The sequence below is a fragment of the Pseudomonas sp. Irchel 3E13 genome, from assembly GCF_900187455.1.
Classification (GTDB): Bacteria; Pseudomonadota; Gammaproteobacteria; order Pseudomonadales; family Pseudomonadaceae; genus Aquipseudomonas.
Genome location: NZ_FYDX01000010.1, coordinates 18,138 through 42,752, shown reverse-complemented (window position 1 = coordinate 42,752; position 24,615 = coordinate 18,138). Strand labels below are relative to the sequence as shown.

At 59.9% G+C, this 24,615-nt stretch carries 36 protein-coding genes and 1 other RNA gene; all 37 read right to left on the bottom strand.

From position 1 onward, the window contains the following. Positions 1 to 91: 91 nt before the first annotated feature. On the bottom strand, positions 92 to 478 hold the full coding sequence (locus CKW37_RS18605; RefSeq protein WP_095157188.1) for a hypothetical protein: 387 nt from the start codon (positions 476 to 478) through the stop codon (positions 92 to 94). A gap of 4 nt (positions 479 to 482) precedes the next feature. Further along, positions 483 to 854, bottom strand: a complete 372-nt coding sequence (locus CKW37_RS18600) for a phage tail protein (RefSeq protein ID WP_095157187.1) — start codon at positions 852 to 854, stop codon at positions 483 to 485. A gap of 12 nt (positions 855 to 866) precedes the next feature. Then, positions 867 to 1,964: a phage tail sheath C-terminal domain-containing protein gene (locus tag CKW37_RS18595; RefSeq protein WP_095157186.1), complete on the bottom strand. Its 1,098-nt coding sequence runs from the start codon at positions 1,962 to 1,964 to the stop codon at positions 867 to 869. Next, the gene (locus tag CKW37_RS18590) at positions 1,961 to 2,170 is read right to left on the bottom strand and encodes a hypothetical protein (protein WP_095157185.1); all 210 of its coding nucleotides are present in this window, start codon (positions 2,168 to 2,170) and stop codon (positions 1,961 to 1,963) included. Before CKW37_RS18590 ends, CKW37_RS18595 begins: the two co-directional genes overlap by 4 nt. Beyond that, positions 2,171 to 2,743 (bottom strand): phage protein Gp37, encoded by a 573-nt coding sequence (locus tag CKW37_RS18585; protein WP_095157184.1) that lies wholly within the window; start codon positions 2,741 to 2,743, stop codon positions 2,171 to 2,173. It lies immediately after the preceding gene. Continuing rightward, the gene (locus CKW37_RS18580; protein WP_095157183.1) at positions 2,743 to 3,234 is read right to left on the bottom strand and encodes a phage protein Gp36 family protein; all 492 of its coding nucleotides are present in this window, start codon (positions 3,232 to 3,234) and stop codon (positions 2,743 to 2,745) included. Before CKW37_RS18580 ends, CKW37_RS18585 begins: the two co-directional genes overlap by 1 nt. Further along, entirely contained in the window at positions 3,231 to 3,824 is a 594-nt protein-coding gene (locus CKW37_RS18575; RefSeq protein WP_095157182.1) for an HI1506-related protein, read from the bottom strand. Before CKW37_RS18575 ends, CKW37_RS18580 begins: the two co-directional genes overlap by 4 nt. Before the next feature lie 3 nt (positions 3,825 to 3,827). Beyond that, positions 3,828 to 4,736 carry a Mu-like prophage major head subunit gpT family protein gene (locus CKW37_RS18570; RefSeq protein WP_095157181.1) on the bottom strand — a complete coding sequence of 303 codons (909 nt, stop codon included), beginning with the start codon at positions 4,734 to 4,736 and terminating at the stop codon, positions 3,828 to 3,830. A 26-nt stretch (positions 4,737 to 4,762) separates the two neighbouring features. Beyond that, positions 4,763 to 5,062, bottom strand: a complete 300-nt coding sequence (locus CKW37_RS18565) for a hypothetical protein (RefSeq protein ID WP_256587802.1) — start codon at positions 5,060 to 5,062, stop codon at positions 4,763 to 4,765. Between the two features lie 98 nt (positions 5,063 to 5,160). Beyond that, positions 5,161 to 6,141 (bottom strand): phage protease, encoded by a 981-nt coding sequence (locus tag CKW37_RS18560; protein ID WP_095157180.1) that lies wholly within the window; start codon positions 6,139 to 6,141, stop codon positions 5,161 to 5,163. 295 nt (positions 6,142 to 6,436) lie between these two features. Next, complete coding sequence (locus tag CKW37_RS18555) at positions 6,437 to 6,973, bottom strand: phage virion morphogenesis protein (RefSeq protein WP_256587801.1); 537 nt, start codon at positions 6,971 to 6,973, stop codon at positions 6,437 to 6,439. A gap of 114 nt (positions 6,974 to 7,087) precedes the next feature. After that, positions 7,088 to 8,368 carry a PBECR2 nuclease fold domain-containing protein gene (locus CKW37_RS18550; protein ID WP_095157178.1) on the bottom strand — a complete coding sequence of 427 codons (1,281 nt, stop codon included), beginning with the start codon at positions 8,366 to 8,368 and terminating at the stop codon, positions 7,088 to 7,090. A gap of 441 nt (positions 8,369 to 8,809) precedes the next feature. Continuing rightward, positions 8,810 to 10,363 carry a DUF935 domain-containing protein gene (locus CKW37_RS18540; protein WP_095157176.1) on the bottom strand — a complete coding sequence of 518 codons (1,554 nt, stop codon included), beginning with the start codon at positions 10,361 to 10,363 and terminating at the stop codon, positions 8,810 to 8,812. Continuing rightward, on the bottom strand, positions 10,363 to 11,931 hold the full coding sequence (locus CKW37_RS18535; protein ID WP_256587800.1) for a hypothetical protein: 1,569 nt from the start codon (positions 11,929 to 11,931) through the stop codon (positions 10,363 to 10,365). Before CKW37_RS18535 ends, CKW37_RS18540 begins: the two co-directional genes overlap by 1 nt. Beyond that, a complete protein-coding gene (locus tag CKW37_RS18530) occupies positions 11,928 to 12,854 on the bottom strand; it encodes a DNA cytosine methyltransferase (RefSeq protein WP_095157175.1) in 927 nt (308 codons plus the stop codon). The genes CKW37_RS18535 and CKW37_RS18530 overlap by 4 nt, the downstream gene beginning before the upstream one ends. Further along, positions 12,851 to 13,363, bottom strand: coding sequence for a DUF3486 family protein (locus CKW37_RS18525; RefSeq protein WP_095157174.1), 513 nt, complete (start codon positions 13,361 to 13,363; stop codon positions 12,851 to 12,853). The genes CKW37_RS18530 and CKW37_RS18525 overlap by 4 nt, the downstream gene beginning before the upstream one ends. A gap of 3 nt (positions 13,364 to 13,366) precedes the next feature. Further along, positions 13,367 to 13,675, bottom strand: a complete 309-nt coding sequence (locus CKW37_RS18520) for a hypothetical protein (RefSeq protein WP_095157173.1) — start codon at positions 13,673 to 13,675, stop codon at positions 13,367 to 13,369. Then, positions 13,672 to 14,004 carry a hypothetical protein gene (locus CKW37_RS18515; protein ID WP_095157172.1) on the bottom strand — a complete coding sequence of 111 codons (333 nt, stop codon included), beginning with the start codon at positions 14,002 to 14,004 and terminating at the stop codon, positions 13,672 to 13,674. The genes CKW37_RS18520 and CKW37_RS18515 overlap by 4 nt, the downstream gene beginning before the upstream one ends. After that, positions 14,001 to 14,216 (bottom strand): TraR/DksA C4-type zinc finger protein, encoded by a 216-nt coding sequence (locus CKW37_RS18510; RefSeq protein ID WP_095157171.1) that lies wholly within the window; start codon positions 14,214 to 14,216, stop codon positions 14,001 to 14,003. Before CKW37_RS18510 ends, CKW37_RS18515 begins: the two co-directional genes overlap by 4 nt. Then, on the bottom strand, positions 14,203 to 14,844 hold the full coding sequence (locus tag CKW37_RS18505) for a DNA-packaging protein (RefSeq protein ID WP_143502037.1): 642 nt from the start codon (positions 14,842 to 14,844) through the stop codon (positions 14,203 to 14,205). The genes CKW37_RS18510 and CKW37_RS18505 overlap by 14 nt, the downstream gene beginning before the upstream one ends. Beyond that, positions 14,841 to 15,479, bottom strand: coding sequence for a transglycosylase SLT domain-containing protein (locus CKW37_RS18500; protein ID WP_095157169.1), 639 nt, complete (start codon positions 15,477 to 15,479; stop codon positions 14,841 to 14,843). Before CKW37_RS18500 ends, CKW37_RS18505 begins: the two co-directional genes overlap by 4 nt. 2 nt (positions 15,480 to 15,481) lie before the next feature. After that, complete coding sequence (locus CKW37_RS18495) at positions 15,482 to 15,784, bottom strand: putative holin (protein ID WP_095157168.1); 303 nt, start codon at positions 15,782 to 15,784, stop codon at positions 15,482 to 15,484. Further along, positions 15,781 to 16,074, bottom strand: coding sequence for a hypothetical protein (locus CKW37_RS32495; protein ID WP_143502035.1), 294 nt, complete (start codon positions 16,072 to 16,074; stop codon positions 15,781 to 15,783). The genes CKW37_RS18495 and CKW37_RS32495 overlap by 4 nt, the downstream gene beginning before the upstream one ends. A gap of 112 nt (positions 16,075 to 16,186) precedes the next feature. Next, a complete protein-coding gene (locus CKW37_RS18485) occupies positions 16,187 to 16,639 on the bottom strand; it encodes a Mor transcription activator family protein (protein WP_095157166.1) in 453 nt (150 codons plus the stop codon). Next, positions 16,632 to 17,036, bottom strand: coding sequence for a gp16 family protein (locus CKW37_RS18480; RefSeq protein ID WP_095157165.1), 405 nt, complete (start codon positions 17,034 to 17,036; stop codon positions 16,632 to 16,634). Before CKW37_RS18480 ends, CKW37_RS18485 begins: the two co-directional genes overlap by 8 nt. Next, a complete protein-coding gene (locus tag CKW37_RS18475) occupies positions 17,033 to 17,713 on the bottom strand; it encodes a DUF2786 domain-containing protein (RefSeq protein ID WP_095157164.1) in 681 nt (226 codons plus the stop codon). The genes CKW37_RS18480 and CKW37_RS18475 overlap by 4 nt, the downstream gene beginning before the upstream one ends. A gap of 30 nt (positions 17,714 to 17,743) precedes the next feature. Then, on the bottom strand, positions 17,744 to 18,151 hold the full coding sequence (locus CKW37_RS18470) for a hypothetical protein (RefSeq protein ID WP_095157163.1): 408 nt from the start codon (positions 18,149 to 18,151) through the stop codon (positions 17,744 to 17,746). An 8-nt stretch (positions 18,152 to 18,159) separates the two neighbouring features. Further along, an RNA gene (locus CKW37_RS18465) (hammerhead ribozyme type II) lies at positions 18,160 to 18,230 on the bottom strand. Then, a complete protein-coding gene (locus tag CKW37_RS18460; protein WP_095157162.1) occupies positions 18,229 to 18,462 on the bottom strand; it encodes a hypothetical protein in 234 nt (77 codons plus the stop codon). Before CKW37_RS18460 ends, CKW37_RS18465 begins: the two co-directional genes overlap by 2 nt. Before the next feature lie 41 nt (positions 18,463 to 18,503). Next, entirely contained in the window at positions 18,504 to 19,148 is a 645-nt protein-coding gene (locus CKW37_RS18455) for a DUF3164 family protein (RefSeq protein WP_095157161.1), read from the bottom strand. Then, positions 19,148 to 19,621, bottom strand: coding sequence for a hypothetical protein (locus CKW37_RS18450; RefSeq protein ID WP_095157160.1), 474 nt, complete (start codon positions 19,619 to 19,621; stop codon positions 19,148 to 19,150). The genes CKW37_RS18455 and CKW37_RS18450 overlap by 1 nt, the downstream gene beginning before the upstream one ends. Further along, complete coding sequence (locus CKW37_RS18445) at positions 19,614 to 20,108, bottom strand: hypothetical protein (protein WP_095157159.1); 495 nt, start codon at positions 20,106 to 20,108, stop codon at positions 19,614 to 19,616. Before CKW37_RS18445 ends, CKW37_RS18450 begins: the two co-directional genes overlap by 8 nt. Then, positions 20,108 to 20,593 carry a hypothetical protein gene (locus CKW37_RS18440; RefSeq protein WP_095157158.1) on the bottom strand — a complete coding sequence of 162 codons (486 nt, stop codon included), beginning with the start codon at positions 20,591 to 20,593 and terminating at the stop codon, positions 20,108 to 20,110. Before CKW37_RS18440 ends, CKW37_RS18445 begins: the two co-directional genes overlap by 1 nt. Beyond that, the gene (locus CKW37_RS18435; RefSeq protein ID WP_095157157.1) at positions 20,577 to 20,951 is read right to left on the bottom strand and encodes a hypothetical protein; all 375 of its coding nucleotides are present in this window, start codon (positions 20,949 to 20,951) and stop codon (positions 20,577 to 20,579) included. Before CKW37_RS18435 ends, CKW37_RS18440 begins: the two co-directional genes overlap by 17 nt. Next, positions 20,948 to 21,718: a hypothetical protein gene (locus tag CKW37_RS18430; RefSeq protein WP_095157156.1), complete on the bottom strand. Its 771-nt coding sequence runs from the start codon at positions 21,716 to 21,718 to the stop codon at positions 20,948 to 20,950. Before CKW37_RS18430 ends, CKW37_RS18435 begins: the two co-directional genes overlap by 4 nt. Next, complete coding sequence (locus tag CKW37_RS18425; RefSeq protein WP_095157155.1) at positions 21,718 to 22,440, bottom strand: AAA family ATPase; 723 nt, start codon at positions 22,438 to 22,440, stop codon at positions 21,718 to 21,720. The genes CKW37_RS18430 and CKW37_RS18425 overlap by 1 nt, the downstream gene beginning before the upstream one ends. 62 nt (positions 22,441 to 22,502) lie before the next feature. Next, positions 22,503 to 24,554, bottom strand: a complete 2,052-nt coding sequence (locus CKW37_RS18420) for a Mu transposase C-terminal domain-containing protein (RefSeq protein ID WP_095157154.1) — start codon at positions 24,552 to 24,554, stop codon at positions 22,503 to 22,505. Between the last annotated feature and the right edge of the window lie 61 nt (positions 24,555 to 24,615).

The following is a 24,615-nucleotide window of genomic DNA, read 5'->3' as shown; positions in this document are numbered from 1 at the left end:
CGCTTGCTGACAAAGCGAGTGCCTTTGGACTTGCCGACGATCATGTCAATCCGAGAATCGATCTCCGCCCTTGTCATGTGCCGAATTTCGTCTAAACGGTATCCGAGGCGGACAAGGGCGTGCTCGACTCGACGCCAATCGACGTTGCCGCGCTCGGCGGCGCGAGCTTTTTTTCCAGCTCAGCGTCGGCGTCGGCGATGATCGCCAAATCGCTTTCCGCCAACTCCTCTCGCAGCAGGTCAGTAGTCAATACGTCGAGCGGGATGTCACCGAGCGCCAGCAACTGGCGGCGGTATACCTCCAAGGTGACCAACTGAAGCGGCGCACCGGGATGCTCCTCCTGGGCCCCTATCAGGTCGCCAGCAACTGGCACACGAATGATGAAAGTTTTATGGCGTTGTCCCGCATACCAGACGCCCATCCGCAGTTCGCCGGAGATACTGAGCCCTTCCCAGCGCTTGATTGCTTGTTCGGTCATGACATCACTCCAAGTAGAAGTTAAGGGCGCTGATGGTCAGGTCGCGGGTTGCCTCACCCTCTACCTGGTACTTGCTGCCCATTTCACTCAGTGAGCAGCCCGTCCAGGTCTGGCGACCGCTACCGCCGTCTTGCGGGTAGATGGTCAACTTGGCGTCCACCATCGCTCGCCAATCCGGCTCACCTTTTTTCGGGATAGGCACGGAGATTTTCAGGTCGTGCTCTTCGATGCCTTTCGCCGTGCCTGTCGGTCGCCCAGATCGATTCATGGTCTTAACGACCTTGCGCCCGGTCTTAAGGCTCGGTTCGACGCTGGTCACTTCATAGTCGGAGCCGTTGATCTCCAGGACGATCTGCCCTACATAGTTGTCTGCCATCTTCAAATTTCCTTACAGAAGCAAGTCAATACGGCCTGCGAACACATGCAGACCATTGACGACATCGGCGGGGATCGCCGCATTGAGTCGGTTCACGTCCTGACCGGACCGCTCCACCACCAGCCCAGGGGCGTTGGCTTCGACCTCTTCCACGATTTCCAGCTCTTCGCACTTCTTCAGCACGTCCAGCAGCTCTCCGCGCACAGCCGCAGGGGTCTTACTGCTGAGTTTCGAACGAGGGAAACGCAGGCGGATACGATCCCGACATGCCTGGCGGACGTAGTACAGGGACCGGATGGTGGTCAGATCGAGCAGAGACACATCGGTCGCGCCGGCTGCTGACTTCGTGTAAGTGCTGATTGCACGAACGATCTGGATAACATCGCCAGCAGCGACCTCAAGCGGGGTAATGCCGTTCGCAAGGCAGGTTTCCTGCTCAACTCGACCGAGCTTGCTCGCAATAGGCGGCACGGTAATCCCGGTCAGAGCCAGGGTGTTCAGCGGACGGGCCGGGTCTTCTTCAGAGGCGATGACAGCGGCGTACGCTGCCGCGACCTGGCGTGGCGTCGACGACGTGCCAGGCAGCAACGCAACCGTGATCGCTCCAGCATTGAGACTTGTAGCAAGAGCGGTGGCAGCGGACAAGGTGCTGGTGACAGCGCCGACGCCGAGGATCGACTGCTGCTCAATCGAGCTGGTCCACGTCGCGATGTGAGTGCGGAGGGCCGTCATAGCTACCTGGCTGAACCAGGCGGGAACGATGATCGTGAAGCCGCCCAGTGCGGTCGATGCCAGAGCCTCAGCAATGTCCGGTTCGGCATTGCTGGTGACGGTCACACCGACGCAAGAGATAGCGACGTAGCGATAGGCTGCAATTGCCGCTGCAACCATTTCACCCGCGACAGCACCGAACGATGCTTTGGCCTCAGCGGCGCTGTATACCTGCTGGGGAACGTTGACGAGGGCGGTAGCCTCGGCATCGAGCGGAACAATCAAGCAGATATGCTGCGCGTTCGTCGGCAGGTTGCGTACAGCGAGGCTGGTATTGAACTCGATGTAAACACCGGGCTTGCGGATGCTGGCCGGAATAGTATCGAAAGAGATAGTCATGCTTTGGCCTCATCTTTTTTAGCGGCCTGTTTGGCACCGCTCTTGGTGCTCACCCGTTCCAGTTCGCCAGCAGTGATGCGGCGCAGGTAGTAAGCGTTTTCTTCCACGTCCACCGGCTCAGCGGGTGCGGGCCTGATGAACTCTTCACCATCCTTTGCGGCGCCCGACATCACTGGCACAGGGTGTTGCGTTGCGATCACAAGCATTTACTGTTCTCCAAGATCAACTGAATCGGTCACGGTGGCCTCCGGGTTGCCTGCCGGTACGTGATAAGCAATGTCGACGCCTTCCAGCCACGGCAACTCGCCCTCAGGGACGTCCCAGTCCAGCTCGACGGCGAACGATTGACCGAGCACCGACAGGTGGCCGCTCTGAAACTTCCCGTTGATCAGGTTGGCGAACTCGGTCGGCCTCATCTGCGCACCGTCCGGCGTGTGCTGCCAGTTCGTCAGCAGCCTCATGCAGCTTTCCCAGATCCAGTAGCTGCCGGGATCGCTCGCGGGAGAGCCGGAGCCGCGTCGAGTCTCACGCTCGCCGCGCACGGACGTGCTTGATATCACCAGGCGGAACACAACCGAGGCCGTGTAGCGGCGGTGAGACCTTGGCTTGAACACCACTTTCGGGGTGGTGATCAGCACGCTCGGCGTGTTCTTCAGCAAGTCGACAAGATGGTCATCGTCGCTGAGTTCACCGCCGTAGCTGTCGATGTGCAGCCGGCGCAGTTGGCTCTTCAGCTCGCCGAGGCGCGCTTGAATAGCATCCTCAAGTTCGCCAAGCATCACAGCCCCCGCATGGTGGTGCGGCTGAACAGGCGCTGGTTGTGGCTGATCTGCAAACCGGACTGGCCCGACTCCGCCGCACCACGTCGCTCGTCTTCGGCGGCCAGGTTCTCCAGCCGCTTGATGATGTCGCGGTAGCGCAAGCGCACGGCGGATTCAGCGTTGGCTTTCTCGCCGTACAGATGGAAGCGGGTCAACTCCGGCAGGTCATCAGCCACCCAGTCCGGGGCGTCCTGCCCCGGTTGGCGGTAGCGAAGGTAGAACTGAATCTCGCTGCGAGCGCGGGTTGCCGCATCAGCGATGCGAGCCAGTGCAGCGACGGCAGACGCAACATCCTCGGCATCCCATCCGTCCAGCTCAGCACCCTTCGCGGCAGCCTCCAGTAGCTCGCCTTCAATGGTCCGATTGATCTCTGGAACCGCGAGGTCTGCCATTTCCTTGGCACCAAACCGGGTGATCAGAGCGAGCGCGCTTGGCAGCGAGAGGTTCATTCACCGGTCCCTTTCTTGTCTGCGGCACCACGCTTGTTGGCTGGTTTCTCCGGCTTCACGGTTGCGTCAGTACCAGTTGCCGTAGGAACTGTCGTAACCGGCGCCGGCTCCGGCGGCGTGTCAGGACCGCCGGGATTGTCGAGCGTCGATTGGCTTGCATCGCTACGGGTCTCCTTCAGGTATTGACCGATGATCTCTGCCAGCACTTCTTCCTTGATGCTGATGACGCCTTCGCCCGGCGCGGCAGGTTCCAGTAATCGAGCGGCATCGAGCACCTGGCTTGGCACCTTCGCCTGATTGTCCAGGACGGCAGTCAGTGTCGACACGGCGCTACTCAAGCCTGCGCGCTCTCTGCCCAGGTCATGTTCAAGTTGAGCGATGGTGCCGCCCAACTCCTGGATCAACTGGTCGTCCTGGCCAGAAGGCAGGTCATTCACCGCCACTTCGGTAACGAGCAGATTCGGCTCCTGCCGGAACTGCTCCAACTGGTCCTCAGTGAAATAGCCAGTCGGGTAGTAGGTGCCTTTGGCTGAGTGCGCGATGCCTCCACGACGGAAGCCATCCACCACGGCTTTAATATGGACGCCCATGCTTTAGGCCCCCGTGCCGGTCGAGCCGTAGGCCAGTTGCCAGAACCCATAACCGCCAGCCGCCCGCGCCTCGGCGCCGAACTTGTACTTCTTGCGGTTGAAGACGTCGTCGGCTTCGGGATCGGTCTGCTGCACGAACACAGGCGCCTTGCGTTCCTGGTAGATGAACGGAAGTACAGGTTTGGTGGTGTCCAGCAGGAACCAGGCAGTTCGGGAAGTGAGACGAGGCTCGACCACCACTTCTGCGGCACCCTTGTAGGGGTTCGCTTGGCCGTCCTCCAGCTTCTCCGAGTTCATCATTCGGCGGGCCGTGTCTCGCAACGCAGGCGGCACCAGGAGCACGTTCGGCATGACGCTGATCGGGCGGCCATCCTCGTCTTTGAACTCCTGCATGATTGTGCAGGCGGCACCGAAACTTTCTTCAGCGTGAGCCAGCGTCGCAACGGACAAAGGCTTGGTGCCCATGTTGCTGACACTTCGACCAGCGACTGGGTGGTCTGTATCGAAGAAATACTGACCGTCATAGCAGCGACTGGTGAAGGCGCCGTTCACCAGTTCATAAACGATCTCGTCGGGCAGTTGCTTCGCGGAGTGGCCCGCCATCTTGGCCTGCGGCTCGTAGATGCCCAACTGATCGTCTTCAATGTGGTTGCGGTCCACCTCGACAGTTGCTTCGAAGTCTTCGTTTACCACGGTGTAGGTGTAGGCCTGGAGGTTCTTGACGTGCTTGTCACCGATCCAGCGGCGCATCCGGGGAAATGCCGACAACCAGGCATACAGGTTACTGCCGGTGCTAGATGGCACCTTCATGGCGACTTTCTGCCAAGTGCTTGGCGCCGCTGTAAAGGCGTTGTTGAACAGGGTTTTCATGGCGACGAAAGCCGCCTGGATGGAACTCTTATTGACCAGCATGCGCAGTGCGCTCCTTTGTAGAGAAGTTACTCGACCCAGACACCGTCGGAGTCGATGGCGACGACCAGCCCGGACGCAGAGCGAGTGCCGCCCCCATCGGTCGCGCTGACCGTGGCGTCGTCGACGACGTATGCGCGCTTGAGCAAGTGGGTTTGATTGATGCTCCCGTCGTTGTCCCACTTGAACGCGGCGCCCCGACTGATCTCGACGGTTGCGGCCCCATCGCTGCCAGCGGTGTTGTCCACCGACTCTTCGGCGCGACCTGCGTAGGTGAGGCCCGTGGCGGTCTTTCCGGGGATTGCCAGCCCGGCTGCCGAAAGAACCACTTGGGAGCCGGCATGGATACGAACACCAGCCCCCACGCGGAGAACCAGAGTTTTCGCTTCCCGCTTCGGGGTATTGCGATCAGAGATCAAGGCCACGATCAGCCCTCGCTTTTCAGGGTTTTGGCGAAGTCCGCCGGGTCGAGGCCGAACTGAGCGCATACGGCTTGTTGCTCAGCATTCAGCGCGGTAGATGTGCCTTCAGGTTGGCGCTGACCCAGGCTGGAGGCATCGGCGACGACCGGAGCGGCTTTCACGAAGTCACGGAAGCGGTCGAGGCCGGCTTGCTCAGAACAGCTAGCGCGGTGGTAGTCGACGGTGGCCGGGGTGATCTTGCCGGCCTTCAACGCCGCATCGATTTCGCTGTCCACGACCGACTTGTGCTCTTCAGCTTTGCGGGTAGCCAACGCCTGTTCGGCATTGGTGGCCCGCAAAACAACTTGCTCGTAGTCACCGCGTGGCACGAACTTGTCCAGGCTCGGCTGTTCATTGTTGCGAGCCGTGGCGGTGGCTTTCAGTTGAGTGACGGCGGCGACGGCCTGGTCATCGGTGGCGGTTGCGTCCAGGCCGAGCAATGCCGCGAGTGCGGGTGAGATAGCCACGTTGTGAGTCTCCTGCTGTTCATGATTGAGTGCGGTTAAAACGAGATTCGGCTTGTTGGTCAGGCCAGCGCTGACCATGCGAAGGATTCGGCGGTACTCGTCGTCGTAGTCGAATACGGGAGAGACAAAGCGATACTCGCGGGCGGCAACCTGCTCACCAGCGCGAGGCGTCCAGGACACATGGCCCCACAGCGCGTCGGCGCGGATCTCCAGCTTGTCGATCCAGGCAGCAGCCGGAGCCGGCATGCCTTGAGGGGCAACAACCTCGGTGGCGTGTTCCCAGTCGATGACCATGTCAATGGCGCGGGCCGTGAACGCGGCCAGGACCAGTTGTTGAGCCAGTTCGTCAAACAGCCAGGTGCGCCCATCCCGACCAGTGACAGCCGGGCCGGCGGGAATCAGTTCGATCCATTCGGGCGCCTGGCCGTCGGTCGATGGCAGCGCAGAGAGGTCGGTGTTCAGTGCGAGAAGTGTTTTCATGCCGCCATCTTGGGCGGCACGTTGAGGGGAGTGTTTTTAAGCTCGACGCAAGAAGTGGTCGATTGAGGAAGGGACTATTTGAGGACTGGGAATGCTACCGGGAATCGAGAGCCGATCCGCGCAAATTAATCAGCTTTCCCGACTTTCTTAGAAATTGACCCGCAGCCAGGAGACGCTTAGGGGTCAGGAACAAAATCTAACGCAGGTCTAACGCCATTCCTCGCCGACTTTGAGCCGGATGTACCTCCCTACCGCGACGACACGCTTAAAACGGCTCTCTGCTAACGCTCGATTTTTACCCCTTCAGGTAGCTCGCCACGATCTCCAGCACCTCAGTTTCGTCCTCAGCGGACAATCCGAGGTAGGGACGAGCTGGCATCTGGGTAGACCTGGCTCCGTGCGTGACCCACTGCGCGAAGTTCGACTGTCTCTTTTTAACGAAGCGGTTGCCCACCACGCCCCCTTTCTCTTTGAAGTAGACCTTCTGAGAACGAGCTGCGTGCTCGATCTTGCCGCCGAACTGGTGGATGGCACCGTAAGGCCGGTCAGTACCGAACTGGAGTTCGTCGCCTGCAATCTGGTGGCGAAGCGTGTCGAGCAGCGCACCAGACTCGCGCAAGGTCTTGTTGCCTCTCTTGCGCGCCAACGTGCGCGGCGACAGTGGCGCCCAGGGCGAACCATCCGGCCCCACCTGGCGGCGAGCACGGCTATCGGTGGACTGGTGCAGGTACTCCGCGATGTCGTTGAGGGGGACACGCATTGAGCCCAGGCGCTCGGCCAATTCCTCCAGCGCCTTGCCGACCGTTGACACGTCGACGGTTACATCAAGCATTGCTCCGGCCACTGATGCCTCCTACTATCTATATACGTTCATTGGCTGAGCAGTCCCCGCCGGGACCTCCAAGCCTACAGCCAGGATGCAAACCCGTGCGGCGGCGCGGGTTTTTTATTGCCCGTTATCCGGGCGGCGGTACAGGCGGACGCCAAGGCGAAGCTGCTCCAGGTACTCGGGGTTGTCAGCGTCCGGGGCAAAGGTGGTGATGCCGTCCCAGCCATCTGGTCCGACTTCGAACACTGCCAGCGCCGCCACCGGTTCACCCTCGACCTGAAGCCGGCTTATATAGCGGCGACGCACCACGGCCTTGTTCTGCGCGTACTGCCATTCAAGCCTTACCCAAACTTCGTCCGGCTCTTTCAGCGCATCCGCGAGCAACAGCAGCTCGCGTGCGTGGCCGCGCTTGCTCACTTTCAGAGCGCCGGTTTTGGCATTGGTGAATAGCTCGCGACCGATCACCACCCCGTCGCCGACCTTGTCGCGGAACACAACGGGCTTGGCCTCGGTCGCTCCGAACTCGCCCAGGAACCGCCCGACATACTCGTCATCAGGCAGCCCAGCCGGCAGCAGGCGGTCAGCCGCAGCAGGTCGAGGCGCAGGCAGCGGACCTGGTGGGCGCCTGTTTGGTAGCCCTGCGCCCTGTACCGCTGTACGGTTGCCCGGCTCCGGCAGTGGGTCGTATGCACGCAGTGGCGGAACCGCCGACGTCAGTCGCGATTGACCTGGTGCGTACTCAAAACCGGGATCGATACCCACTGGCACGCGCACGGTGCGAGGACCGTTGGGGCTGTTCACGCCGATGGTACGGTCTTCGTACTCGACTGCCGGCGCTGGGCCGACCTTGAGCCCCTGACGCTCGACGTCACGGTCACTGAGCATGAACTTCTTGCACTTGCACCCCCAGCCGTTCTGGGGCGTGTGCGTCGACCACCACGGATCATCATGCGGCAGCACCGTCCCGTCCCACGCCTTGTGCTGGGGGCGAGGGTTGGCACTGTCACCGTGGCGGTACATCGCATAGGGGCGAGCCTTGCGTAGCTCGGGGTCAGCCATCTGAGCCTCACGGCCAGCGTTGTAGGACTGCCGGAGGTTGGTTTCGAAGATGGTCCGGGTTCGCCAACCGCGCCCGCCGTTGTACTCCCAACCGTGCTGGCTGACGATCTTGTCGAAGTCAGTACGGAACTGCTCCAGCGTCAGGCCCTTCGTGATCGCCTTTTCGACCGCGCCGCGCATGTCAGCCAGCAGCTCGCGCTTGGTAGTGCCTGCGACGACGAACGCCCAGTCGTGCTCAGCAGCATAGATGTCCGTCCAGGCGCGGGTCGGCAGGTTGGTTTTGCCCTTGAAGTAGTCAATCTGTTCCTGGAAGGAAAGCGAGCCGTGAGAGACAGCCATTGTTTATTCCACGAGGTCTGTTGCGTTAGAATCAAGGAGTGACGGAGGAGGTGTGAATATGTGGCGGCCCCAAAATACTTTACGACCGATCTAGTCTTGACTTACCCAGTCTTGGCTGTAGGCCTAGTGGAGCTTCGGCTTCCGTTACGGTAAAGAGCCGCTGCGCTGTCAGTTACATTTCATTGGCAGCACCATCACCTCCTTCGTCACTCCCCCTGCATGATGCCTACTGCATTCAAACACCCCGCCTGATGAATTCAGCAACCTCAGTCGCTTCCGCGCGACTCAGCTCGACATCCATAGGCCCGTCCTCTGTTTGAATCGTAAAATCAACTTTTCCGCTTGATGCCTGATGGCAGGTGACAATCAGGGCATATCCATCAGTGCTGTAGAAGGTCAGGGTCTTCTTTTTCGTAGTTGAGTCCTCGGTCGCCCCTCTCATCACAGCCCCCTCAGCACGTCGAACCTGCCGGCCAAGCTCGCCGCCGCCATGCCATCAGCCATGACGTTGGCGAGCTGATCGGCGCTCAGATCCGGGTAGCCATCTATGAGCCGATCCCGGAACTCTTCAAGACTCGACACCGAATCCAACAACTCACGAATGACATTGACCATGTCATCCATCGGCGCAGCCGCTGCGCCTGCCAGCGTTTTCACCTGAACATCCACGATGTCCAGCGGCCCTGCTGTAGTCAGTGGCTGCTCGCGGTTGGTCGCAGTGGCCACGCCTGACGGCGCCGGCTCCGCAGGCTTGCCAAGGATTTCGGCACCCTCCGCAGGCTCGGGCAGTCCGAACTTGTCACGGATAACAGACTGCTCAACGCGCAGACCCAGCGGCACGAACACTTCCATTGCCTTGATGATTAGCTCAAGGTTCTCAGGCTGCGGCACGTCGATAATCAGACGCGGGTAGCGCCGACCTGGTGCGAAATTCAGATCACAGAAAGGCCGGACAAACATGCGGTTCAGCGTATTGGACTCAGCCTTTGCATCCGCCTCCAGCAGATCCAGGCGCACTTCGTTATGCACCTTGGCCTGCGCCATGCTGGAGCCGTCGTCGGCGCTCATGGTCTGCCCGACGATGGCTTTGGACATTTGCTTGTCCCACCACTCTGCCAGCCCTTTGAAGAACTCCCCGGCACCGGCAACGTTCGCCGCCTGTGTGAAGTCGATACGCATCGAGTCAGGGATAACGGCGGCGGCATCGCTGCCCAGGTTGGCCACTGCGGACATCAGAATGCCGATGTCTTCCTTGGAGGCGCTCGGCCCGTAGCGCCCGACACGCATCGGGATACCGTAGATATCCGCGAAGCCCATCCAGTCCTTCCACGCCCACGCCTTGCACATGTAGCCGACCGCTGCCAGGCGTGCCAAGCCGCCACGGATCGGCAGGCCGCAGCGCAGGCGCGGACGATGGACAATGAACTTGTAGGGTGAGAGTGGCAGCCCATTGACGATGCCGGCCTCATCGAGCAAGCGAAGCTCTTGCCCGGTTTCACGGTCGAACATGAAGAAGCGCGGGTCGCGCCATTCGAAGCGCTCCGGCACCCATGTTTTGCCGCTACGATCCCAAATGATCTCTGCGACCGAGTAGCCCTTGCCCAGCGCGTCGGTCAGGTCAGTTTGCAACTCGCCGAACTCGGGGGATTCGACCACCTCGCGCAGAGCATCAGCCCGGCGAACGTCTTCGGCTTCGTCGGTGGCAGCCTCTACGCGGATGTTCAGCCCCGCTAATGCCAGCTTGCGGGTGCCGAGCACCGAGGCGTAATGCAAATCCCGCTCTTCCATTTCCTCTGCGAGTGTCAGGTAGTCACGGGCGTCACCCTCCGCAGCGGCCTGGAGCAGTGCCGAGAGCCGACCCGGCGTCAAGCCACCCGCCACCGATGGGTGCCAAACTTGGCGCACACCAGCCATGCGTGGAGCAGCGACCTCTTCAGTGAGCTGGTCATATTCAATGGGGCGACCGTAATGGTCGACAATAGGGGAGCGAGCCATTACCAAATTCCTTTCCCAGAGCGCCAACCGGCACCCAGCTTGACCTGACGATCATGCTGGGCTGACGGTTGGACGCGGTGATATTCGAAGATCTCAACGTCTTGCCGACTGGCGAAGTCGGCAAGGGCGAGCGCAACCCCGGCGTCACCGTGGCGCTTGTCTCCGCCTTTCTCGGAGGTCCGCGTTTCGGGGATACGGGCTACACCTTTCACGACCCGGAAAGCCCGGATATCCCCGGTAACGTCCTTGTCTGCGGGAATGCCATTGAGCGTATCGTCTTCCAACGCAGCCTTGAGCTTCGGCATGTTGTCCCGATACCAGCCCTCGGTAAGCATCACCTGGTCAATGCGGTTGAACCCGAACTCGACGGCGGCGGCTTCGGCAATCTGCTGGCCGTTGCCTCTTGCGTCATGCGCCCCCTTTAGGAAGTTCGGCAGACGCCGGACGATGTAAAACAGGATGAACTCCTGCTGCTTGAATGGAACGTTGCGTAGCTCCAGCACGAAGGGGGCACGCTTGCGCAGATCCTGCTCTTTGAGCAGCGGCCAGATGACTGAGAGGTCGCCCGAACGAGCGAAGTCCATCCCGTAAAATGATTGAGCCCCAGCGGGAAGCTCCTTCAGCAGCGGAAGCAGCTCGCTGTCGCACCACTCCTTGGTTTCGGCAAGACGCAGGCGCTCTTCTGCTGTTTCGTACCCCTGCGGGTATTTGAGCCGAACGACCGGCACCTCTCGACTGGTACGGCCTTCTACCAAGGCCAGCGAGAAGTAGGCGCCGCCGCCCTGGCTCGGAATACAGTCCAGCTCTTCGCTGGCTGCATCGCCATAGACGTCGTACACACCCTGTACCCAGGCGCCTCGCTCGGATTCAACAAATGGTATCCCCTTGCGCAGGCACACACGGTGATAGAGCCCGTCCTCGACAGCCTCGTTGAAGGTGCGGCGGAACAGCTCACCCTTGCGCTTACCAGACCGGATCTCTTCGACCAGCTCATTGAAAGGGTTCTCCGTACCGTCATGAGTGCTGATGACGTGCACCTCGCCGCCCCAGATCAGCAGTGCTAGTGCGGCTTTCAGCAGCTCTTTCAGATCCTGGTGGAACGCGGCCTCATCGATCACTACCACGCCCTGACGGCCACGGAGGTTACTCGGGCGACTGGTCAAGGCCACGATTCGGTGCCCACTGGGAAACACGATTGTGAACGTCTTGATGTGCTTGTCCGGGTCTTCGTCCGGCCAGATGCCTTCCTCAATCTCGTCCGCCGCGTAGTTGAACGCCCGAGCCCACATGGCGCATGCCTGGATGTACTCAACCGTCATGTCCTGGTTGTAGCCCAAGTAGTAAACGGTCTGGCCACCTGCCTTCTTTTCGGAAGCGGCAACCAGCACGTTGTCCGCTGCCTCCGCCCAGGTCAGGCCGATCCGGCGAGACTTCTCCCCGACCTTCAGCGGGGCTCGGATGCCAACCCATTCCTTTTGGTAGCCGAGCAGAACCGATGGCACGTCGATGGGCAGATCCTCACCCATAGCCTCAGCGAGCGGCGAGAGCTGCCCAGGTTGTATGGTCATGCCGCCTCCAGCAGGGCTTCGATGTATCGTTGTGCCGCAAGCGGAGGCATTGCGTTGCCCGCCATATGGACTGTGAGTCGATGGCTTGTCGGGCGCATAACATCAGCAGGGAATGTCATGGCTCGCAGATTTTCGTTGGCGGTGAGCATGCGCATTCTGTCGCCGTTAACCAGAGCCCAGCGGTCACGGGTGGTGATCGTACCGATTGGTCGGTTAATGTCCCGCCCAGTAAGGCCAGAGCCCTTGCCGTAATAGGGCATGATGAATTGATCGCCGAAGCGCATGCGCCCATTGCGAACTCGGTCGAGCGTCGCTTGGGCTCGTCCTGGCTTGTCGATCTGCGACCAGTTCCCAGAGTTGAAGTCGAGGAAGCTGCTAGCCGGGACATGATGCTCTTTCGGAAGTCGCAGAATCAGCGGCGCCTTGCTGCGGGTCAGTACCAAGACCAGACGCACGCGATTCTGGGGAACCCCGAGGTCCGCACAGTCGACAACGTGAGGGCTGACCTGATAGCCCAGCGACTGCACTGCTTGCAGCCACGCGGGATACAGCGACCAGTCGGTGAACTCTGGGACGTTCTCGACAAGGGCCGCCTCTGGCCGGTGAAACTCCAGAGCGGACACTACCGCCCAGGCAGTCGACCGCGAGGCATCATGCTGCGGATTGCCGGACGACTTGCCGCGAGCCTTCGAATGGCCCTGACAGCATGGAGAGGCCAGTAATAGATCATGCTTTGGCACTTGCTCCCATTTCGCCTGGTGCAGATCCTGACAAGCATGCTCGGTATGCGGATGGTTAGCAGCATGCCATTTAACAGCTTCCGGCCAGTGATTCGCTGCCCACAGAACCTCAACGCCTGCCTGCCGCGCGCCGGTACTCCACCCGCCCAACCCGGCGAACAGATCAATTGCGGTGGTTTTCATGAAGCGACTCCCAAAATTTCACGACGGATCTCGGCCACGGTCTCGGCGTTGAGCCCACCTTTCTTGGCGATCTTCTCGATTTGATTTGCTGCGGCTTCCGCCTTCGCCCGGACTTCGGACTTCCATTTCGCCTGCACGACAGAAGCCCGGCCCAGCTCGGCCACGGCCTTGGCGACCTTCGGCAGATCCATCTTCCCGTCAGCGGCCATCAGCAGCTTGAACAGATGTTCCTGGACGAGGCGCATGAGTGCTTCGTTGACCGCGCCTTCATCGTCCGGCGCGGCCTGGACGACTGCCTTGGCCTGCTCGCTGGACATTTTGAGAGCGGCCAGCTTGTCTTCGAACTCGCTGCCGTAGCGATGCAAGGCGCTCTTGCCGATTGAGTACCCGCGTGATTCCAGCTCAGCAGAAAGCACTTCGTATCCACTGAAATTGGATTCGACCAGGTATTGGTCCAGCCAGGCTTTCACCTCGGGCGGCAGCGCCGCGACTTTGCTACGTGGCGGCATGGCTCAGGACCAATATTTTTCAGGGCGCGCAATGCCGGGATTACACGCAATGGTGTACTCCGCGATGTCTACGCCGTAGTGAGTCAGCCCGCAGATCCAGACACCAGAAGGCTGTTTGATGAGCGTCACCAGGGAGCGGTCAGCGAGATAGTCCAGCTCGCGGCGCAGCTCCATCGCTGTAGCGTCTGGGTAGATGCCCTGGATAGTGGACAGCACCACGGCTTCGTGCGGGTCCACGGGGCGACTTGTGTTGAGGGTGAGCAGGATGTACCAGCGCAGGGACTCGCGCCGGGTTTTGGCTGGGTCGATCATTGACGCGCTCCTTTGAGCTGTACGTTTTCAAGCTTGAGGGCCAGCGCATCGAGCTTGGCCTCGATCACTGTCTGGTTACGGACGAAGTCTTCTCGGCGCACGTAGTGAAGCGGCATCTCACCGCGCAGGCGCTCCAGGCCGAGTTCGACTTGGCGCAGGCGGTCCGAGTCCTTAGCAAGCTCTTCAAAGCGGCTGTCCATCGTCTCGAAGCGCTGGTCCAAGCGGCGCTCAATGGCCGCCACGACCAGCTTGAGCAAGCCAAAAAATGCGCCAAGGAGCCCAGCGCCTGCGGTAATCAATTGCCACACCGGCAGCTCGATAGTGGTCATCGGCCACCCATTCGCTCGACGTGCTGCTTGCACGGCACGCAAAGCACCACCCCAGGTACGGCCACTCGGCGCGCTTCAGGAATCGCTTCGCCGCAGTATTCGCAATGTGTTGCTGAAACCTCAGTACAAGTGCCGTGTGCGGCCAACTGGGCAGCAAGCGCCTGCTCCAGAAACATTTCCTCCGCTTCGGAGGCAATGTCAGTTATGTCCATTTTTCGAATTCCATTTGATCAGGTCGTTGAGCTGCGCCCGGCAGACGGCGTATTGCTCGCTATTGCGGTTGTGGTTGGTGAGCAGGTCAGCGCGGGTGATGCCGACAATCAGATCGTCAGCGGCTCCGGCTCCGGGGCCGGACGCATCAGCTCCGCTGGTGGTTGTGCTGGAGGCAGGCACTGCGGCGGCTGCGGTGGTGCCAAAGAGGGCGCTGTTCCACACGCGGACAAAGCCAGCAGTGAAGTCAGCAGGAGGCAGCGGCTCCAGTTGCGCGTCCAGGGCGCGGCGGTAAAGGGTCGTGACACGGTTAACCTCTCTAGAGAGTTTGTCGGTGACTGCGCGCAGCCTGTCTTTGGTGTCGCCAAGCTCAGTCGCCAGTTGGGCCCCGTAGGCATGCGAGGCGACCAGCTTGTCCGCTTCGACCTGGAGGGCTTTGTTCGCCAGCTCTGCGGCTTGGCGCTTTTCTGCTTCATTGGCCAGCGCCTGCTTGGCCAGGGCCTCTTCGCCCTCAGCTTTCGCAGCGGCGAAACCGGCGTCATAGCCAGCGCTGTGATTGATTGCGAGCCCTGCGACGGCCAGGCCAACGGCAAGCATCCATGCGAGAAACGGTTTCAGCGCTGCACTCATGAGCAGACCCCCAAGCCCCAACCAGCGGCGATGTAGTCGGCTTCCCACCGCCTCAGGATCAGGCGGGGGTAGCCCCGGTTTTCAGCGAACGCGGCAGCCGAGCGGCCAGCGTTGAACCGCTCGATGGATCCGAACCAGGCCTGCGGATCGGCGCCCTTTGCCGAAGCCAGCTTGCGGTCGCGGATCAGCCAGCCCAAACCGCCGTTGTAGGAGGACAGAACCATTGCGACCTGCTCGCAGGTGTTGCGTGCTTTGATACGGTCGGCCAGCCAGCGGTCATAGCTGACCAGCGCCATCAGGGACCAGCTCGGGTTGTACGGCTCGACCTTGCCCAAGGTCTTGGGAAACAGTTGGGCAAGCCAGGTCGCGGTCGTGGGCATCACTTGGCCCAAGCCTTCCGCCCCAACTGGGGATCTCGCGTTTAACCTCCAGCGCGACTCCTGGTGAACCTGCGCTGCGAAGGTTGCGACCGGGGCATCCAGGCCCCATTCGGCGTGTGCGATGCGGGTAAGCTCGCGGCGGTACTGCTCAGCCTCGGCAGGTACGGCAGCCCATGCGCCTTTCGGGCCGAAGCAAACCGCGAGTAACGGGAGAGCGATCAGTACCCAACGCGTCAGAAAGGTGACTTTCCTCATGGTCAGAGCCCCAGCGTCAGACCAAGAACGCAGGCCAAGACGATGATTGCCCGGCGCAAACCGGCCCACGGCTGATGGGCTGCGCGGGTCTGGTCTGGTCGTGCGTATGGGAACAGGGCCCGGTCGATCCAGTAGCCCAGGACCGCACCACCCGTAACCAATGCGGCCTTGTACAAAACCACGGCAATCTTGGTTGGAGCGATCAGGTACAGGACGACCAGGAGCAGAACGGTGACCAGCGCCCAGAAAGTCAGGCGCGGTGCTTTGGGCCGGCGATTGCGCAGGCGAGCACGAAAGTTGTTCATGGGTGAACTTCCTTGGTTGGTTTCAGAGTTGCGCGGATATCGGCAAGAGAGCGGGCGGCAACTGCGGGATTGCCCCGTACCGGGAGTGCCGCTTGTTGCTTTTGCCGTGGGTGGTTGGGTCGGGAGGAAAAGTCGCGGGCGACCTGGCGCTGGTGTGCAGCAAGCCGCGAGATAACGTAGGTGCGCCACTCATTCGGGCAATCGTCGACCAACCTTTTACGAGCAACGGCGCAACGCTCGTCGATGACGCGCTGTGCGTATTCCGCTGATTTGGGCTCGTACTCAAACATGGTCGAATCTGCCAGAAGGTTGGACCTGGCTAGATTCGCTCGCTGTCGAAGGGCGCTGTCATTCTTGCGCGCGCAAGAAAAACCCCGCTCAAGGCGGGGTCAGGAGAGGTAGCTAGTGCAGCCGGGGCGGCAGGCCTTCGAATCCAAAAAGGTCGGGCTCTGCTCGGCGGTGCAACTCGCGCTGGCGAGCGATGATGTCATAAACCGTCTGGCTGGCAAGGTCGAATTTGCGGGCCAGCTCGTCCGGGCGCGTACTCTGCTCTCGCCACTCTCTGAAAATCTCGGCATTACGCATTGCTTTGCGCAGCGCCTCGCCGCGAGGGATGTAGACGACCGATCCCCCCATGGTTTCGCAGATGGCGAACACAACAGCCCGGGCAATCTGCGGAACCTGATCCAGGTGGTTAGGTAGCAACTCCCGCAGTTTGATCTCCGCCAAACTCGACATCTCGATCAGTGTGCCTTCCCAGCGTTTCAGAACTACTGGGTCGTTCATGTGGGCGAGCACCTTGCTCGCGTCCAGCTTGTCTATCTCTCCGCTATCGAACAGCTCTCCATTATTCATGCTGCCTCCCGTGTCGTTTCGCGTCGTATGCCAGAGCAGCGACGACGCCGCGCAACTGCTCGGGGTTAAGCCACTCGACCTTTTCCACCTTGTACAACCGCTTGGCGATGCCGTCCCCGTACTCCCAAGGGCGACCAGCCGCAGCCAACTGCGCCTCGATCTTGCCGACCAGCTTTACGCGGTCCGTCGCCGGATTTGGCTTGGCGCGACCACGCTTCGCTTGCCAGCCCAGGCGCTCCAGCTCTCGCAGGACGTTGGCGACCTGGAGCGGGCTCAGATCCTTTGCCGACGACTTCCCGGCAACCCGCATCAACATGGCCCGGTAGGTGTCGTCGTCCAGGCCAAGGTCTTTCTTGGCGATATGGATCTTGCTCAGTTGCTGGTTGCGCCTGTTCATGTCGCCCCCAAGGCCAGTGGGGCCGAGCTGGTCATGCCGTGGTTGAGGCGTACCTCTGATGCGGCAAGCAGGCCATGCATCGAGTCACTAAGCGCACGAATGCCGGCCCGGCGACGGGTTGTCGCATTTCGGTCGCGAGGGGCTTGCTTCACCAACTCAGGGTAGTGATGGGTAAGGTACAGCTCCACGGCTGGTGACAGGTCGGCATTGGCAAAGGTCATCACCTGGTCATAGACAGCGCGCACCCATGCATCACAGAACACGTCGGCGCGCCTGACCTTCGTTGCCAACTTGCAGTTCTTCAGCTTGGTCAGCGTGAAGTCTCGGCGAGCCTGCCGCACCTGGCGCAGCAGCACGGTCATCGTGTAGCTCCCGACCTCCGCCATTTCGCCGATGAAATTCCAGCGGCCTACGCCCATCGCGAACAGCACCTTGCAGGCATAAGCCTTGGCCACGGTGCTCGCCAGTTGGCTTTCCCACTTCGCAGGCGTGTGTTTGGCACCGGCAATGGCGGTGCTTTCCTCAATGCCTGCCATATCGATGTCGGCCTGGCCGACGCCGTACTCACGCATCAGCGCTTGAGCCTGACGCATCGCCGCTGCCGCCTCATGCGGGTTGTCGCTCAGAGACAACCGCAGGCATTTCTTGATCTTGTCCAGGGCCTTCTTACGGTCCATGATTTCCCCTATCCGTTGCGTCAGCGCGGCTCAGTGAAGGCGCTCAATCTTGGTGTTGTTGGCCTGAAGGTGCTTCTTCAGAGCGTTGAAGTTGGACCAATCCCAGTTGAGGCTGGTGATCACCTTCGTAGCCAACTCGTCCGCTCGTTTCTTGCCATAGAGCTTGCGATGAAGCGCGATCTCGGCAGCGGAGTACAACTTCTTGTTTGACCGGCGATAGAACCGGCGCGCCTCTTCGTGAACTGGTTCCCCCCCATGGTCCATGCTCAACCAAACCCCTTTAATGGAGTCGTTGACGTAGATGTTTGTGCACCAGCTCCGCTTCCGGGGCTCGGTGTACTGGACCAGATCCACGCGGAAGCCGTCACACATCAAAGCCATCTGCCCGTAGGGCTGGTCCATCTGCTCCCGCAAGTCATCCCAATCAGACTGCTGCATGTTTCTATCCTCGGCTGCTCGTCAGTACCCGGCCACCATGGCGGGCAGACCGCCCCGGTTTCCCGAGGCGGTTTCGCTTAGTGGATGGTTGGCTTGGTCTGATACAGCTCGCGGGTCGCCTTGCAGATGTCGCAGTCGCAGCCAGGCATTGCGGCATTGATCGGGACGGGGATACGTCCGAGCAGGCGCGCACCATTCATCATGGCGTCAACCACACGCCCAGCCGGGCTGCTGTGCAGCTCGCTCTGGTTATCGATGCTGATGGAAACGGTGTCGCCGTTGTCGTCTACGGTGATTTGGAACTTGGCCATTGGTACTTCTCTCGATTCGGGAATTGGTGGTGTCAGGAGGATCAGTGCAGGGTCGACGGCGCCTTGTCGGCGACGAAGATGCTCGCGATATCCAGAGGAATCGGAGCGTACTGATCTGATGTACCAATGCGTTCGTACACACGGATGTAGCTCTTGGAGCCCACCACTTGAACCGCATCACCAATGGCTTGCATTGCGCGTTGCCAGCGCTCGTCCTGGATCTCCAGGCGGCGCAGCCCGAGGACACGACCGGTGCTGATTTCGCCGGCCTTGTCAGTACGGAATGCCTCATTCACCAGCACGCGCACTTCACTGCGGGCGTCCTGGGTCCACTCCGCTGCGCACTCGTCGATCAGGGCGCGAGCGGCTTGCAGGCGTTCGTCGAATTTGATTGAGTCCTGTACGGCGTGGATGATTTTGTACTGGCCATCAAACGACAGGAGGGTCACGTTCCCTTTCTTGCCGCCGATGGTGGCCTTGTACTGCTCAGCCGACATGTCGACGAAAGCCTTGATGTCACCGAACGCGGCGACCTTGAAGCCCGCGAGCGCAGCGGATACAGCTTTTGCACGACCAACCAGCTCGTTGACCAGCTCGTCGCGAGCCAGATCAATCGGCTTAATCAGATCCTCCGGCACCAGGTGCCCTTTTGCGTCCTGGCGAAAACCTTGTGGGATATTGTTCATCAACTCTGTTCCATGTTTGTTTGTTGGGTGGCCTGGCCTTGCACCTGCGCAACTGCCTTCATGGCCTGCTTTCTTGAGTCTTCGATTTGCTCGTCCGATTTCAGCGCTGCATCTGGATTCGCTCGGCGCTTCATCGTCGCCATGAGCTGATCTAGTGCGGCGTTCCCTGTCTGAACCTGCGCGTCGGTTCTTTTTTGCTTCGTGATCTGTAGTGGCTGTTCAAGCACTGGCATTGCGCGGATCAACGCAGCCGGTGCCGGCCAGCGCTCACAGGTCGAGAACAGCGTTTGGAACCCCTTGCGGATGCGAGGTGTATCAACGTGTTCCTCTCGCTTGCTGCCCTTGCTTAGTGCGACAAGCCAGACGTCGAGCGTCATGGTGATCGCGTCAGCCGCTGGAGCGCCGTCCAGGCGCAACGCGACCAAGCCCATCAGGCCGCTAGCGAGTTCGCGCTCTAGCCACTTCTCAACCACGAATCCTTGCCTCCAGCGCGCTCATGGCTGATACGGTCTGGCTTTCCTTCCGTGGCGATACCGACACGCTGCGTCCTTCTGGTGCCAAAGCCAGCGCGCTACTGCTCGCGCCAGGCTGGTATTGCGTCATGACCTGGTACAGCCAGCCATGCCCCTTCAGCGGCGTGACCAACTTCCCGTTTTCACGGGCCGTAAGGGTCTGCTCGATAGCCCACAACCAGCACTCGGGCGGGGCCTCATAGACCTGGCGGTCGCGCTTGATGCGCTGGGCCTGGACATCGGGCAGCAGTTCACCGAGCAGCTTTGCAACGCGGTCCATCGTCAGCTCGCGGGTCTCAGGCCGGAACAGCCCGAGGTAACGCACCAGCGCATTACCGAGCGGGCCCGACATTTTGAAAGCGATCCCCAGCGCCTCACGGGCGCCGTCGTGAGCGATCAGCGCATCGAGCGAAAGAGTGGTCCCGCAGTTCGGGCAACGGGTACGCATCAGTGAACCCCTACTTGGCGGACATGGAGCCGACCACCGCAGGCCGATGCAATCGGCGCGGGATGGTTGCGGAACCAGTCGATCTGAGCGGCGGACCATTCCCCGTGCTCGCCACCTGGGGGCAAGAGCCGGTCATAAGCCTGAATGGCGCCGCGATACCATTCGGCAGCCTCTTGCGATGGAAATGTACGCAGGGGGGTGCTGTCGTCGGTCTCCACGACCCACTTTTGTTTTGTGACGCCCGCCACACTGCCTACAGACATTTCCGGCATCACGGAACCGAACGAAACGCCCGTAGTCGTATCGGATGCCCAAATGCGCTCGCGATTCCGAATCGCGAAAAGAAGGCTTTCCAGTTGAGCAGCCTGATGGCCCGCAGAGCGGTACGTCATCGCGAACCCAACGCACTGGCCAGCGAAGTGGAGCTGGATCATCGCCGAGCCCCTTACATGGATCTGAATTGCTGGCTTAGTGAACTGCTGCATTTCCATTGCCTCCACAGTTGGGGTTAAGCGGGCATTGCTGACATGCCCGCCAGTGCTGCATTGCCATAGGATTGTGGGTAGGTGCCGAGCGCTGATAGAAGCCTTGGCACTGCTCGACCGTCAGGGTTTCCCCAACGGCCACGCACTCGATACGGCCCAGCACCTCCATCACGCGGCGCTCAACGCTGGCGGTGCTCGGGCTTGAGTACTTGTTCGCAAGGATCAGACTGACCGTCGTGCGGCTCATACCGATGCGCTTGCTGGCACGGGTTCGGTCTGTCGCCACCGCCTCAGCGGCGAGCAGGCGGACGAACAAGGGCGGCTCAGCGCCCCACGCAGAGATATCCACTCGGGTCATTGCAGACCTCCAGACTCTCCCGGCTCAGCCAGCTCAAGGCGCGTCCGCTCAACCAGATCGGCGGGGAGCTTCGCTTTCCTTGCAGCAACATCCAGCCACTCAGCCAGAAGGTCGCGGCTGCGGATCAGCGCAATCCCAGGCTCCACCAAACTCCGGTCGGCATCGATAGAACCGGTCGTTTTTACGTGGACCAGTTTGCTCAAGTTCGGGTCGTACACCTGAAGGGACTCAAGTTGGCGAATCTCCGGAGGGCGCGGACCGGTATTTTTTTCGCTAAGCAAACGGTAGGTATCGGCGACTTGGCCACCTCCCTCTTTCTTCTCCAAGTAACCGGCTTCAGTAAGGGCAGTCAGGTACTGGCGCACCTTGATGGGTGTCAGGGCAACGTTACCCACCGATGCAGTGAGCACCACATCCGGTACAGTCAGATCCCCACCCAAAATCCGCAGGGTCCGCCAGATGTTTTCAGTAGCCAGATGCTCGTATGTGCGCTGCCCCTTGCTGTTCACTCGCGGGTGGTCCGCACCCTCATCGCGGAGAAGAGCAAACACTCGACTGGCCTTTCCGCCAGGTGCCTCAATCAGCTCAATAATCCCAGCCGTGGTCAGGGCTTTGAGATAGACGCTGATGTCGTAGGGCCGCTGACCGGTGCGCCTGGCAATATCGTTAATTGAGAATCCCGGTGCGAGTACCCGGATTGACTCCCAGATACGCTGCCGTGGGTCTTTTTTCCCCTGCACAACCAAATGATGTTTACGACCCGACATTAGTAAGCCCTCCGGCTTGGAGCCTCACCGGTAAACCAGCCACGCTTACCCCAGGTTGCGAGGTCGATTCGGTCCATCATGTTCGCTGTTGCCTCACTTTGAACACGATGCAGATTCACAGCAGCACGGCGCAAACAGCCGCGAGTCGCCTGCGCCAAGTCCTCCAACAGGTCGTCCGTAATATTCAAATGCGGATAGTTAGCTTCGGCGAGCTTTCGCAGATCCGACAACGTAGCCGGTTGCGCGGGAACCCACTCCAATACTCGGTTATGCAAGCGCTCCAGCTTGACCAAGGAACCTGGCACTCGCTCTTCGCCGATAAGAACAATGGTTCCTTGACTCGCGTTGTAAAGATCCGTCAAGACGTTAGCGATGGACTTGTCCAACATGTACTGGACATCGTCGACGATCAGCGGACGCATTGAGCGCGACAGTTGCTCCGCGATTTGATCGAGCATGTCACTGAGCGTTCGCCCAGGGATAATGGCCATGTCTTTCAGAACGGCCAGCAGAAACGCTTTCTTAGACCATGTGTCCCGGCATTCCACGTAATAGGCCCGGTGCAGATTCGCTGCGTATGACGCTGCGACACTTTTTCCGAGGCCACTCGGACCGTACATTACGACCAGTCCGGGAAGCCCGACTGGACGAGCCTGCGCACGTTGCATAGCTCCGCCGAGTAGGCCAACGTTGGTAAGGGCGACGACTTTGGTTACACTCACTGTGTTTACTCCTGTAAACGGCGTGCGCCAACACGCCGACTGCTACAAATGCGGGCTGGCAATCAGCCCGCGTGCTTTTCAAATCCTTCCATCAGCTCACGCTGGAAAATCAAATCCGGATGGGTCGCGTAGACTTTCCACCAGCGCGATTGATCGGCGCTTAACGTTTCTCCAGCCGCTTGGCGCTGATCCAACTCTTTCCATAGCTCGTACCGAGCAACGTCATTTCCCGGAATATCAAATACATCCTGCCGGGCCTGCATGTTCTCTGCATATTCCAAGGCGGCGGCAAGTTCGCTAGGTTGCAAGTTCGCTGATGGCGCCGTAGTAGGCGCGATCATTTCAACCTGGTGGCCGGTGAGAGTTTCCAGCTTGTCCACTGCCCGCTTGAATTGCCCTTGTTGCCTCTTGTCACGCGCCATTTCCAGCATCGTTTGAGGCATGTAGTCGGTGCTATTTCCATCGAGCTTGGCCGCGCCGACCAACTCACCATCCGACGTATAAGCCCAGACCTGACTAGCATCTCTAACGTCGTATGCAATACGTATTTCTTGGCCATGAAAGGCCGTTAGATCCGCCATAAAATAGGTATTACCTGCCCATGCAATCTCACCACGCCTAGTAGTTCTGGTGACTTGCGGACGTATGAGCGAATCCACCAGCGCAGTTGAAGCGCACATTGGCTCCCAACCCTCGGCAATAGCTGCTTGCCATGCCTCGTTAGGCGTCATATGTCGAAGGAGACCACTTTCTGTGTCGCGAACCTTCGTTAACCCTCGATGCGGTGTGTTGTTGTAGTCGGCGATTTCCTGCTCTACGCCAGCCATGAACAAACCGAATTCAGGAATAAGTTGAGACTTACCGGTCTGACGCAACTGCCTGCGACCGATACGATGCACTTTTGTGCCCGCATGCTTGTCCATGTCGGCGCCGATATAGGAAGTGAGCTTTTTGGCAGCACGCACCCATATAGTCTGGTGTCCCCGCTCCGATAGTCCGCGAGCTTGGCTGTTATATGGCAATGAGTGGGTCATCGTTCCCCCCAACCGATCTACAACCTCGCGAACTGTGTCGTTGGCGAAACCCGACCCGTTATCGACGTAGAAAATCGAAAACATACACTCACGAATTGCATCACGCAGGGCATCTAGAACACCGATAGCCGACTCGGCTTCGCCTACTGAAACCCCAACCACCCGTCGTGTTGCAACATCAAGAACAGTAGTTATCTCAGGGCGGTAAGGTTTGCCAGTAAGAGGGTTGATAACCTCTGCATCAAACTTGTGACCATCTGCGGTATATACGTCACCCGGGTACAAGTTCTTTGTGGAGCGACGGCGAAACGGTTTAAGCGCCTTTAGCTCTTGTGAACTCATACGTCCTACGTTCAATGCTTCAGGCGACAGCTTCTTCAGAAAGCGCTGGACTGCATGAATACTCGGTAAATCTCCCTGCCACTTGGTCGAGAACTCAGCATAGCTGGCAGCAACACTTGGCTTCGTGGGCCGCTGGTAACAGCGCAAGAACGATCCAGCCCAATCGGGAACATCTAAGTTTGCCCGCTGACGCAATGGGGCTAGAGCCAGTTCGTTTCGGTTAGCTGAGCGCCAAGTTGAAAGCCAGCGCTTGAGGGTGCGTTCCGATAAACCACGTCCTTCGGTTTTACGGTCGTTTGCAAGCTCTACCCGCTGTTGGAGATAGGGAGATAGCTGACCGTCCTGGGCATGCTTAACCAGTGTGTCTATTGCCGCATTCTGCGAAACAACCCCCATCAGGCGTTCGACTTCACGACAGAACGCCAATCGAGCGAGCATGACCGAGCGCTGTTTTTCATTCAGGCGCGAGGACGGGCCGGTACATTTCTCGTCTTGGCACGGGCCACTTATAGCCAGCGACTGAGAGTCGCCGTCCGATTCAGCGACAGACTTTGACAAGATTGCAGCCTGAGTCTCCGGCGGCAAATCGACGAGGCAATACTCGGTCGCCTTGGATCCTGCCCGCTTCCGGCCTTGCCAGTCAGCCTTAGCTCTGATCTGGATGGCTCTTTCGGTGCCGGGCATGCCTGGCAATCCCGCAAGTTCGCGGGCGGTAAACCAGCCAAGTTGATTGTTCATCTATCCGAACCTGTTATGTGTTCTTGGTAATAAGCGTTAGACTTCTAGCCGTTTTCCGAAG